This window comes from Microbulbifer salipaludis, assembly GCF_017303155.1.
Taxonomy (GTDB): Bacteria; Pseudomonadota; Gammaproteobacteria; order Pseudomonadales; family Cellvibrionaceae; genus Microbulbifer; species Microbulbifer salipaludis.
The window spans coordinates 62,618-75,213 of sequence record NZ_JAEKJR010000003.1; the positions used below are offsets into that span (position 1 = coordinate 62,618).

General features: G+C 54.2%; 10 protein-coding genes. All 10 read right to left on the minus strand.

Going from position 1 to position 12,596, the window contains the following annotated elements; translation table 11 throughout:
• Positions 1-662 precede the first annotated feature (662 nt).
• Positions 663-1,184 carry a hypothetical protein gene (locus JF535_RS15545; RefSeq protein WP_207003983.1) on the minus strand — a complete coding sequence of 174 codons (522 nt, stop codon included), beginning with the start codon at positions 1,182-1,184 and terminating at the stop codon, positions 663-665.
• A 129-nt stretch (positions 1,185-1,313) separates the two neighbouring features.
• The gene (locus JF535_RS15550; protein WP_207003985.1) at positions 1,314-1,592 is read right to left on the minus strand and encodes a hypothetical protein; all 279 of its coding nucleotides are present in this window, start codon (positions 1,590-1,592) and stop codon (positions 1,314-1,316) included.
• Positions 1,593-1,768: 176 nt separating this feature from the next.
• Positions 1,769-2,008, minus strand: a complete 240-nt coding sequence (locus JF535_RS15555) for a hypothetical protein (RefSeq protein ID WP_207003987.1) — start codon at positions 2,006-2,008, stop codon at positions 1,769-1,771.
• Positions 2,009-2,995: 987 nt separating this feature from the next.
• A complete protein-coding gene (locus JF535_RS15560; protein WP_207003989.1) occupies positions 2,996-3,403 on the minus strand; it encodes a GFA family protein in 408 nt (135 codons plus the stop codon).
• Positions 3,404-3,815: 412 nt separating this feature from the next.
• The gene (sucD, locus tag JF535_RS15565; protein ID WP_078086032.1) at positions 3,816-4,688 is read right to left on the minus strand and encodes a succinate--CoA ligase subunit alpha; all 873 of its coding nucleotides are present in this window, start codon (positions 4,686-4,688) and stop codon (positions 3,816-3,818) included.
• A gap of 2 nt (positions 4,689-4,690) precedes the next feature.
• Positions 4,691-5,857: an ADP-forming succinate--CoA ligase subunit beta gene (sucC, locus tag JF535_RS15570; RefSeq protein ID WP_207003992.1), complete on the minus strand. Its 1,167-nt coding sequence runs from the start codon at positions 5,855-5,857 to the stop codon at positions 4,691-4,693.
• A 156-nt stretch (positions 5,858-6,013) separates the two neighbouring features.
• The gene (lpdA, locus tag JF535_RS15575) at positions 6,014-7,456 is read right to left on the minus strand and encodes a dihydrolipoyl dehydrogenase (RefSeq protein ID WP_207003993.1); all 1,443 of its coding nucleotides are present in this window, start codon (positions 7,454-7,456) and stop codon (positions 6,014-6,016) included.
• A 177-nt stretch (positions 7,457-7,633) separates the two neighbouring features.
• Entirely contained in the window at positions 7,634-8,830 is a 1,197-nt protein-coding gene (gene odhB / locus JF535_RS15580) for a 2-oxoglutarate dehydrogenase complex dihydrolipoyllysine-residue succinyltransferase (protein ID WP_207003996.1), read from the minus strand.
• A 41-nt stretch (positions 8,831-8,871) separates the two neighbouring features.
• On the minus strand, positions 8,872-11,697 hold the full coding sequence (locus JF535_RS15585; protein WP_207003998.1) for a 2-oxoglutarate dehydrogenase E1 component: 2,826 nt from the start codon (positions 11,695-11,697) through the stop codon (positions 8,872-8,874).
• A 190-nt stretch (positions 11,698-11,887) separates the two neighbouring features.
• The gene (locus JF535_RS15590; RefSeq protein ID WP_207004000.1) at positions 11,888-12,592 is read right to left on the minus strand and encodes a succinate dehydrogenase iron-sulfur subunit; all 705 of its coding nucleotides are present in this window, start codon (positions 12,590-12,592) and stop codon (positions 11,888-11,890) included.
• Positions 12,593-12,596 lie beyond the last annotated feature (4 nt).

The window sequence follows — 12,596 nt, forward strand, 5'->3', positions numbered from 1 at the left end:
AGAATAACGCACATTCCCCAATTATTTTCCATCTTACTGGCACTCCGAAAGATAACTCCGGACTGCCCTCTTCTACCAAAACAGACCGAACACTCTAGGAACGGATCTGATTGAATAGCAACCGGCCAAAACGGCTCGATATTGGAAGCTATTTAGTGGCACTAAAATTTCAGCAACCACGAAAAACAAAAAAATACCGACCGGCACCAATAACGCCGCCAGCACAGGCCGGAGCACGCAGTGCGGAGGTCCAGCCCCGAAGGGGCGATTGTGCCTGGCCTTGTTAAGTGCTGAGCTACTTGCACGCTAGACACTCCACATTATTAATTGTTGAATATTCCGCAAACCAGTAATGCGGGTCATTTATTTTCCGGTACTCCAAAGCCTCGGATTTATAGGGCTTGTGAAAGCGACGTTTCAGGATTACTAAATTTTTGCACTTTGGAGGCCATCCAGAAGCTTCAGCTACTTCGTTACCACGAGCTAGCTCTACATTTAGAATTTCATTCAGCTCACTCGACTCGAACAATTCTTGATTCTCCTTGGGCACTTAACGCCCAGCGCAGGAGCAGCCAGCGCGGAGCACATTTTGTGTTAATGTTTGAGCGCCAGCGAGTAACACAAAATGTGCGTAGCGTTGGCTGTCGCTCTGCCGCTGCTTGTTAAGTGCAGTCACACTCGAATACCTCGTAGTCGAATACCGAATTTTCCTCTACCCATTGAAACCAGTGCATGTCGAAGGAAAGAAAAACTCCTTTCAATTCACATGGTAAGTTTTCTGCCTTAAATTTAGCTTCTTCTTTTAGCTCTTTCTTTAGGCTTCTACGATTAGATAGGCTTAACGATCGAAAATTTCTTGGAAGCTTGTTATCACAAAGTGTGCGAAAGATATATTTTTCTACTGCCTTAAGCTCTCTGTTTATTGCCAGTATTTTGAGATTAACATTTCCTGGAATTAACCCCCTTTCGTAAGCCCAAAACTGATCCTCTAGCTTAAAACCAGAACCAAGCACTACGAGTTTCCCGTGCCTTTTATCTATGATTACTCCACTTGATCCGATGTAGCCAATAGGAAAGAAATAATAGGAGTCTTTCTCAATCCTAGAGCCATTGTTCCAGGTCAAACCTTCAACTTGGCAATACTTTCTTGCTATTACTTCTGCCTCTTCAAGAGATAGTGACATAACTTGCACTTAACGCCTTGCTCACCTGCACATACTGCGGAGAGCGTTTTTGTGTATTATGGAGCGCAGCGACACACAAAAACGAGCGTAGCAGTATGTGTCAGCGTGCAGCAACTTGTTATAAGGCATTTACTCTGCGCCTTTGATTAAGCCGGAATGGTACTCAGAGATTTGGATTACCTTTTTCGATAACTCTGAATCCCAATCAAGACTGTCAGCAGCAAACCGCATTAATGACTTGATGCTGTTACTAACTTCGCTGGCACTATTGGACTTATGGCAGTTTTCAGAAAGCTTAGATATATGGTTGCTTAAATACCATTCCAGCGATCCATGCTCCGGGCTCCTTGACTTGATTTCACCAAGCACCTGGTCAATTAGCGCAACAAATTCCTTGTACGATGCCATGCTCTTTATGCCTTATAACGCCCACAGCAGGGGCGGCTTACCTTATGCACGTTTTGCGCGAAAATGGGAGCGAAGCGACCCGCGCAAAACGAGCATAAGGTAAGCCGTCCCGCGGAGGCCCGAAGGGCCGGAGCTTTACTGCCTGTGATTGTTATGTAATGTTGCACAATGTTGGCTTACTCGACTTCATAGTTAAACTTCTTTGGCTTTGCCCAATTAGCGAATTCTTCTAGGAACCGAGCCTCTTCAAATTCAGACATTTTCAATTTCTCTTTGCCGGGCCAGCACCCGCTGCCGCGGTATACGACGAAATTGATCTCGCCAATAAGCATTTCCCACTCCATATGACCGGTCCGACCGTCGATTTTTCCCGAGATCACACCGCCACGACCTCCTTGGAAGGAAAACTCAACCATGATGGTTCCTATACATAACGCCGCCAGCACAGGCCGGAGCACGCAGTGCGGAGGTCCAGCCCCGAAGGGGCGATTGTGCCTGGCCTTGTTAAGTGCTGAGCTACTTGCACGCTAGACACTCCACATTATTAATTGTTGAATATTCCGCAAACCAGTAATGCGGGTCATTTATTTTCCGGTACTCCAAAGCCTCGGATTTATAGGGCTTGTGAAAGCGACGTTTCAGGATTACTAAATTTTTGCACTTTGGAGGCCATCCAGAAGCTTCAGCTACTTCGTTACCACGAGCTAGCTCTACATTTAGAATTTCATTCAGCTCACTCGACTCGAACAATTCTTGATTCTCCTTGGGCACTTAACGCCGCCAGCAGGGGCGACTTACCTTGTGCGCTTTTTTGCGCGAAAATGGGAGCTCAGCGACCGCGCAAAAAGCGCACAAGGTAAAACGTCCCGCGAAGGGCCGAAGGCCCGTAGCATACTGCCTGGCCTTGTTAATTGCCGGCTCCTCGCTCATTAATTAGTTCTCGCTCCGCACGTTTGCGTAAAACAGAATAAACTATCAATGGCGGCCCGATTGCCATTGCTGCTGGAATTTTTATGAGCGACTTTAATCGAGTTCCATGTGATGTACATTTTTCCGGATCGGGATTTCCGCCACTTGACCTGAATATTGTTATATATCCATGTGGCTCATCAGGAGCAAGGCATTCAAATGTATTTAGATCCTGATTATACAGAAATAGACCAATCACGAGTCCCACGCCAAGGTATACGCACACCGAGCTGATCAAAAATTTTCGAAGCATCCTTTCCTCGCAGCTCATACAAATTTAGTGAGCAATTAACGCCCACGGCAGGGGCGGCTTACCTTATGCGCGATTTACGCGAAAATGGGAGCGAAGCGACCCGCGTAAAACGTGCATAAGGTAAGCCGTCCCGCGGAGGCCCGAAGGGCCGGAGCATCACTGCCCGTGATTGTTATGTGGGTTACCCTTGGTCCGCCGGATGGTTTACACCATCGTACGTTGGAATACCCTCTACTTTTAGCGGGTTTATACCCTCTAGACACGCCACATTGAACCCGTATTGAGTTGGATTGGAGCGCCTCTGATGATGCGTATAAACTCCGCAGTTTCCGCAGAAATAGTGTTTCGCTGTGTTGGTGTTGAATTGATAGAGCTTTAAATGCTCCTGCCCCTCTAAGACAGTAATACCATCTAGCGAAACTGACGCGGCAATTGCGCCTCTTCTACGGCATAAAGAACAATCACAACGCCGAAGATCTATAAGACCATCAGGTAGATCCAGTTCAATTTTTACAGAGCCGCAATGACATAAGGCTAAATGTTTTGGCTGAATTTTTACCCCATCTATCTCTTTCAGATTTACGCTCATAGCTCAATCCTTGTGCTCACATAACAGTTTTATTCATACGCCTAAGGCTTCTTATCACCAGGCTGCTGTTCTCTGGCGGCGCATTCATAACGATTTAAAAAATCTTTAATAATCAATTAGTTGCCAAGCAGAGCTTGATTTGACGATAGAAAAAAGAAGCCTATGGCTCTTGTTCTAGAATTCCCAATGGCTCTTTTCGGCCACACCATTTCTTTATAAATCAGTGAGTTAGACTATCTCATTCTGTGCACACGAGCCATAGGCTGCTGAATACGGTACAGATGGCTCAGGGGCGCTCAAAAAATGCACTCCTGACCGGTTTACATCTAATTCACCAGTGCCAGATTCCCGATCTTCAGACATAAAAAAAGCCGCCCGAGGGCGGCTTTTTCAACTCAGAAATAAACGCTGATTACCAGCCAGTTACTTCCTTCAGTGCGTTACCGATTTCCGCCAGGGAGCGGACGGTTTTCACACCGGCGTCTTCCAGTGCCGCAAACTTCTCGTCTGCAGTACCTTTACCACCGGAGATGATCGCACCAGCGTGGCCCATGCGCTTTCCAGGAGGAGCGGTTACACCAGCGATGTAGGAAACTACCGGCTTGGTGACGTTTTCCTTGATGTACGCAGCCGCTTCTTCTTCTGCGGAGCCGCCGATCTCACCGATCATTACGATCGCTTCGGTCTGCGGGTCGTTCTGGAACATTTCCAGGATGTCGATGAAGTTGGAGCCCGGGATGGGGTCGCCGCCGATGCCCACACAGGTGGACTGGCCGAAGCCGTGGTCGGTGGTCTGCTTTACAGCTTCGTAAGTCAGGGTACCAGAGCGGGATACGATGCCCACTTTGCCCGGCTTGTGGATGTGGCCCGGCATGATGCCGATTTTGCACTCACCCGGAGTGATCACGCCCGGGCAGTTCGGGCCAATCAGGCGTACGCCCAGCTCGTCGCACTTCACCTTGGCATCCAGCATGTCCATGGTAGGAATGCCTTCGGTGATGCACACGATCAGCTTGATGCCGCCGTTGGCTGCTTCCAGGATGGAGTCCTTACAGAAAGGCGCCGGTACGTAGATTACGGAGGCTTCTGCGCCGGTGGCTTCGACGGCTTCTTTCACGGTATTGAATACCGGCAGGCCCAGGTGAGTCTGGCCGCCTTTGCCCGGGGTTACACCGCCGACCATTTTTGTACCGTACTCGATAGCCTGCTCGGAGTGGAAAGTACCCTGGGAGCCAGTGAAGCCCTGACAGATTACTTTGGTGTCTTTATTAATCAGTACTGACATGATTATTTACCCTCCGCAGCTTTAACCACTTGCTCTGCCGCGTCGGTCAGGCTGGTGGCAGCGATAATGTTCAGACCGCTGTCGCTCAGTACTTTGGCGCCCAGGTCTGCGTTGTTACCTTCGAGGCGAACAACAACCGGAATCGTAACGCCAACTTCTTTCACCGCGCCGATAACGCCTTCAGCAATCATGTCGCAACGGACGATACCGCCGAAGATGTTGATCAGTACTGCCTTCACGTTTTCGTCAGACAGGATGATCTTGAACGCTTCAACCACGCGCTCTTTGGTCGCGCCGCCACCAACGTCCAGGAAGTTGGCCGGCTTGCCGCCGTGCAGGTTGACGATGTCCATGGTACCCATAGCCAGGCCAGCACCGTTTACCATGCAGCCGATGTTGCCATCCAGCGCTACGTAGTTGAGGTCCCACTTGGCAGCGTGTGCTTCGCGCTCGTCTTCCTGAGAAGGGTCGTGCATTTCACGCAGGTCCGGGTGACGGTACAGGGCATTGCTGTCGATGACGATTTTCGCATCCAGGCAGTGCAGGTTTTTCTCTGGAGTGATTACCAGCGGGTTGATTTCCAGCAGGGCCAGATCTTTCTCTTCAAACATTTTCGCCAGACCCATGAAGATCTTGGTGAACTGCTTGATCTGGTCGCCTTCAAGACCCAGTTTGAACGCCAGCTCGCGTGCCTGGTAAGGCTGAGCGCCTACCAGCGGATCGATGGTGGCTTTCAGGATTTTTTCCGGAGTCTCTTCCGCAACTTTCTCGATCTCAACACCGCCTTCGGTGGAGGCCATGAATACGATGCGACGGGTGGAACGGTCTACAACCGCGCCCAGGTACAGTTCCTGGTCGATGTCGGTGCAGCTCTCAACCAGAATGCGGGATACCGGCTGGCCGTTTTCGTCTGTCTGGTAAGTAACCAGGTTGTTACCCAGCCACTTCTTCGCAAATTCTTCAATTTCCGCTTTGGAATCTACCAGCTTAACGCCGCCTGCTTTACCGCGGCCACCGGCGTGTACCTGGGCCTTAACAACCCACTTGTTGCCACCGATTTCGTCTGCTGCCGCTGCTGCTGCTGCCGGGGTTTCCGCTGCGATGCCTTTGGAAACCGGCAATCCGTATGCTGCAAACAGTTGTTTGCCCTGATACTCATGCAAGTTCATAGTCAATACCAATTCACATTTGAAATGTGTTTACCAATTGCAGATTGCTCTGCACCTTAAAACAAACCCCTGAAACTGACTTGTTACAAGTCCAGGACTTTGAAATGAATCGGCGGGCCAGATGGCCCGCCACTAACGGAGACTTGCGTCTCCGCCTTACTTGCGCTTCTTGCGGTTCGCGATGTGGATCGCGTGACCGTTCACTGCCAGCGCGGCTTCTTTCACCGCTTCAGACAGGGTCGGATGGCCGAACACGGTCATGCCGATGTCTTCTGCGCTGGAACCAAATTCCATGGCGATGGCTACCTGCTGCACCAGATCCGCGGCAGACGGGCCAACAATGTGGGCGCCAAGTACGCGGTCGGTTTCTGCGTGGGCGATGATCTTCACCATACCGTGGGTGTCGTTGGCTGCCATGGCACGGCCAGAGGCGGCAAACGGGAAAACGCCTACATTGTAGGGTTCGCCATCGGCCTTGACCTGTTCTTCGGTACGGCCAACTGCAGCGATTTCCGGGTGGGTGTAGATCACGTTCGGGATCACGTCGTAGTTCATCATCGGCTTCTGACCGGCAATGCGCTCGGCAACCACAACACCTTCTTCCGAGGCCTTGTGGGCCAACATCGGGCCGCGCACCACGTCACCGACCGCCCAGACACCCGGAGCGGAGGTCATGCACAGATCGTTGACGTAGATGAAGCCGCGCTCGTCCAGCTTCACGCCGGCGTCTTCCGACAGCAGGCCTTCGGTGTAAGGGCGACGGCCCACACACACGATCAGCTTGTCGAAGGTTTCCTGATGCTCTTTACCGTCTTTGTCCTGATAGGTAACGACAACTTCCTTGCCTTTTACCTCAGAGCCGGTAACGCGGCAGGACAGACGAATATCCAGGCCCTGCTTCTTGAAGATCTTCTGGGATTCTTTGGCGATCTGCTGATCCATGATGGCGAGGAAGTTATCCAGCGCTTCCAGGACCACAACATCGGAACCGAGGCGGTTCCATACAGAACCGAGCTCCAGGCCGATAACACCAGCACCGATCACACCCAGACGCTTGGGCACTTCGGTGAATTCCAGTGCACCGGTGGAGTCAACGATGATTTTATCGTCAACCGGCGCCGGCGGGATGTTCACCGGCACAGAGCCAGATGCCAGAATGACATTTTCGGCTTCGTAAGTGGTGGTCTTGCCGTCGTGATCGGTGACTTCTACTTTCTTGCCGGAAACCAGCTTGCCGGTACCTTCGATCGAGGTCACCTTGTTGGCCATAAACAGGCCAGCGACGCCACCGGTCAGCTTTTTGACGATATCGTCCTTGCGGCTGATCATTTTCTTAACGTCAATTTTGACCTTGCCGGCGTCAATACCGTGGACTTCGAAATCGTCTTTGGCTTCGTGGTATTTCCAGGAGCTGTCCAGCAGCGCCTTGGAAGGGATGCAGCCCACGTTCAGGCAGGTGCCGCCGTTGACGACCTTACCCTGTTTGTTGGTCCACTTTTCAACACAGGCAGTTTTCAGGCCCAGCTGTGCCGCACGGATTGCAGCGACGTAACCACCGGGGCCGGAGCCAATTACTATTACGTCAAATTTTTCTGACATGGTCTGTTCCAAATTTGAAAGGATTCAACGAATGCGGTGTTTCCGCATGGCCGGGAGTCTGCCCGGCTCTCCTGAGGCGGTCTTGCTGCCGCTGATGCCTGAATCTATTTACAGGCTCATATGCGTCGGGCGGCTACCGATAAACCCGGTAAACCGCCCTTTCTCCAAAACTTGAGCTTAAACTTCGAGCAGAATTCGAGCCGGGTCTTCGATCATTTCCTTGATCGCAACCAGGAAGCCTACCGCTTCCTTGCCATCGATCAGGCGGTGGTCGTAAGACAGCGCCAGGTACATCATCGGCAGGATTTCCACTTTGCCGTTGACCGCCATCGGGCGCTCCTGGATCTTGTGCATACCGAGAATTGCAGTCTGCGGTGGGTTCAGGATCGGCGTCGACAGCAGGGAGCCAAACACACCACCGTTGGTGATGGTGAAGGTGCCACCGGTCATTTCCTCGATGGACAGCTTGCCGTCACGCGCGCGCAGGCCCAGATCACGGATATTGTTCTCCATGTCCGCCAGGCCCATGTTTTCCGCATTACGCAGAATCGGAACCACCAAGCCTTTCGGAGAAGAAACCGCGACACCGATGTCCTGATAACCGTGGTAAACGATATCGTTGCCGTCGATGGAGGCATTCACTGCGGAGTAACGCTTGAGCGCTTCAACAGCAGCTTTTACAAAGAAGCCCATGAAGCCCAGGCGCGTGCCGTTGTGGGTCTTCTCGAACAGGTCTTTGTAGTTCTTGCGCAGATCCATGATCGGCTTCATGTTCACTTCGTTGAACGTGGTGAGCATGGCGGTAGACTGCGAGGCATCCAGCAGGCGCTCGGCGATGCGCTTGCGCATGCGGGTCATAGGAACGCGTTTCTCAACACGCTCGCCAGGAGCCACGTCAACCTGGGCGGCAGCAGCCGGTGCAGCGGCAGCAGCCGGTGCAGTGCCCGCTTTCATCACGTCCTCTTTCAGTACGCGACCACCTTTACCGGTGCCTTCAACACCGGCCAGGTCTACGCCTTTTTCTGCCGCCATTTTCTTGGCGGAAGGCATGGCAATTTTCTCACCGCCTGCAGCCGGGGCTTCGGCGGCGGGTTCTGCGGCCGGGGCCTCAGAAGCTGCACCGGCACCAGCACCTGCGCCTTCTTCAAACTTGGCGATCACTTCGTTGGACAGGACGGTGTCGCCCTCGCCCTTGATAATTTCGCTGATGGCGCCGTCTGCGGGTGCGACAACTTCCAGCACCACTTTGTCGGTTTCAATATCCACGATCAGTTCATCGCGGGACACGGCTTCACCCGGTTGTTTGTGCCAGGTGGCAACGGTGCCGTCCTGAACAGATTCCGGGAAAGTTGGCGCTTTAATCTCGATGGTCATTGTTCCTGTTTCCTGAGATTGCTCTTCGTTGTACTGCTGCCTTATTTGACAGTCAGCGCCTCATTGATGAACGTATTCTGTTCTTCCAGGTGGGTGGACATATAGCCCGCCGCCGGTGCAGCAGACGCTGCGCGGCCAACATATTCCAGCTCCAGCTTGGGATGTGCCTCTTTCAGCAGGCGACGCAGGTGGTGCTGGCTGGAGTACCAGGCGCCCTGGTTCATGGGCTCTTCCTGACACCAGGCCACACTCTTAATATTCTTGAATGCGGAGACCGCAGACAGGAATTCGTCGTCTGGGAAGGGATACAGCTGCTCCAGGCGTACCAGCGCAACATCTTCCTGCTCACGCTCCATACGCGCTTCCAGCAGATGGTAGTAAACCTTGCCGGAGCAGATGATCAGGCGCTTCACCTTGGCGGGATCAACACCATCGTCCTGGATCACATTGTGGAACTGGCCACTGGCCAGTTCGTCCAGGCTGGAGGTAGCCAGCTTGTGACGCAGAATCCATTTCGGGCTCATGATCACCAGCGGGCGGCGCATCGGGCGGATTGCCTGACGACGCAACAGGTGGAAGATCTGTGCCGGCGTGGTGGCGTTACACACCTGGATGTTGTGCTCGGCACACAGCTGCATGAAACGCTCCAGACGCGCGGAGGAGTGCTCCGGCCCCTGACCTTCGTAGCCGTGTGGCAGCAGCATCACCAAGCCGCACATACGGCCCCACTTGTGCTCACCGGAGGTGATGAACTGGTCAATAACCACCTGGGCACCGTTGGCAAAGTCACCAAACTGCGCTTCCCACACCACGAGGGATTTCGGGGTAGTGGTGGCGTAACCGTATTCAAACGCCAGGACCGCTTCTTCCGACAGCAGCGAGTCGTAAATGTCGAAGCGTGGCTGGCCCTCGTGCATGTGCTGCAGGGGGACGTAGCTCTGGCCGTCTTTCTGGCTGTGAATGACCGCGTGGCGGTGCGAGAAAGTACCGCGACCCACGTCTTCACCGGTGAAGCGGACCATATAGCCCTGCTCCAGCAATGTGCCATAGGCCAAAGTCTCGGCCATACCCCAGTTCAGGGGCAGTGCACCGCCCGCCATTTTGCGGCGATCGTCATAAATCTTGGAGACCTGGCGCTGCATGACAATGCCATCGGGCACGGTGGTCATGCGCGTGGCAACGTCTTTCAGCTTGGTCAGCGGGAAGCTGGTGTCGCCTTCGGCGGTCCACTCGTGGTTCAGGTACGGGCGCCAGTCCACAAACATGGAGGAGTCCGGCTCTTTGACGAGGCCCGTCGCCACATCTTCACCGCGGTCCAGCTTGTCGCGGTAGTCATTGGCGAGCTTGTCGGCGGCTGCCTTGTCCAGAACCCCTTCGGCAATCAGCTTTTCCGCATACAGGGTACGCGCCGTCTTGTGCTTGCGAATGGTCTGGTACATCAGCGGCTGGGTGCCGGAGGGATCGTCAGTCTCGTTGTGGCCACGACGGCGGTAACACACCAGATCGATGACAATGTCTTTCTTGAATTCGTAGCGGTAATCCACCGCCAGCAGGCCAGCCAGCACCACGGCTTCCGGATCGTCACCGTTTACGTGCAGCACCGGGGCGTCGATCATCTTCGCCACATCGGTACAGTACTCGGTGGAGCGGGCGTCTTCGCGCTTGCTGGTGGTGAAGCCCACCTGGTTGTTCAGTACCAGATGAATGCTGCCGCCGGTGTAATAGCCGCGGGTCTGGGACATCTGCAGGGTTTCCTGCACCACGCCCTGGCCGGCAAACGCGGCGTCCCCGTGGATGTTGATCGGCATCACCTTCTCGCCGGCGCTGTCGCCGCGGCGATCCTGGCGGGCACGCACGGAGCCCACCACCACCGGCGCACAGATTTCCAGGTGCGACGGGTTAAAGGCCAGTGCCAGGTGCACTTCACCACCGGGGGTCATCACATTGGAAGAGAAGCCCTGGTGGTACTTCACGTCACCGGAAGTATCGAGGGTTTTCTTGCCCTCAAACTCTTCGAACAGATCCGCCGGGTTCTTGCCCAGAATATTCACCAGGGTGTTCAGACGACCCCGGTGGGCCATGCCGATCACGATTTCCTTGACCGAATAGGTACCGGAGCGACGAATCAGCGCGTCCATCAGCGGGATCAGGCTTTCGCCGCCCTCAACACCAAATCGCTTGGTGCCCGGGTATTTGGAATCCAGGTGACGCTCGAGGCCTTCCGCGGCGGACAGGCGCTGCAGTATCTCGGTACGGATGTCATTGCCGAAGTTTGGCTTGCACTGGCTGCGCTCCAGGCGCTGCTGGAACCACTGCTGCTCGTCCAGGTTGGACAGGTGCATGATCTCTGCACCCAGGTTGCCGCAGTAGGTATTTTCCAGGCCCTGCACGATTTCCCGCAGAGTGGCCTCGCCATTCGCAAAGAACAGGTCGCCGGTCTGGAAGGTGGTATCGAAGTCGCCTTCGGTCAGGCCGTGGTAGTTCAGCTGCAAATCCGGCACTTGTTCGCGGGCCATGATTCCGAGGGGATCCAAGGTCGCTTTCTTGTGGCCACGGTGGCGGTAGGAATTGATCAGTTGCAGAACTTTAATCTGCTTGCGCTCATGCTCCACATTGACGGAGCCGGCGCCGGGCGCAGCGAGGGGGCGGGTGCGGTTCTTCGCCAGCAGTTCAAAGTGCTGACGGATGGCCGCATGCGAGACGTCACCGCCATTGACCCGCGGCAGGCTGTCAAAGTAACTGCGCCATTCTTCCGGAACACCACTGGGGTCGTGCAGATAGGTCTCGTACAGCTCCTCCACGTATCCGGCGTTGCCACCGGAGATATGCGAAGTACGCCAGAGCTCCTCCATTGTGCTTTCGTGCATTAATGCCTACCTCAATTGACGGCGCGCACCCTTGAATTTCACGCCGCTCTTTCCTGTCGTTCACTCACAAAAGGGGAGGCGCTGAAAAGACACCTCCCCTTTTTCGTATAAGCCTGACACCGGCATTGGTGTCGACCTAATTGTGATTATTGTCGATGGGAACCCGCGTTCCCGTGTGGGGCAAGCCCCACTAAACTGCGCGGGTTATCAGCATATTGCGGATGTGGCCGATTGCCCGGGTGGGGTTCAACCCCTTGGGGCAAACATTCACACAGTTCTGGATACCATGGCAGCGGAACACGCTGAACGGGTCATCCAGTTTACCGAGACGCTCATCGGTGGCTTCATCGCGCGTGTCCGCGAGGAACCGGTATGCCTGCAGCAGACCAGCCGGGCCAATGAACTTGTCGGGGTTCCACCAGAAGGACGGGCAAGAGGTGGAACAGCAGGCACAGAGAATACACTCGTACAGGCCGTCCAGCTTTGCGCGATCTTCCGGAGACTGCAGACGCTCAATCGCCGGCGCCGGGGTATCGTTCTGCAGGTAAGGTTCGATTTTCTTGTACTGGGTGTAGAACTGCTCCATGTCCACCACCAGGTCACGAATGACCGGCAGCCCGGGCAGCGGGCGCAGTACCAGCTTGCCTTTTGGTGCCGCCTCGGAGATCGGCATGATGCACGCCAGGCCATTCTTGCCCGAAATATTCATACCGTCGGAGCCACACACGCCCTCACGACAGGAGCGGCGATAGGCCAGGGTAGGATCCTGCGCCTTGAGCAACTCCAGCACGTCCAGCACCATCAGGTCCTTGCCCTGGGTATCCAGCTCGTAATCCTGCATGTAGGGCGCAGAATCGGTTTCCGGGTTGTAACGGTAAATGCTTACTTTCAACATATTC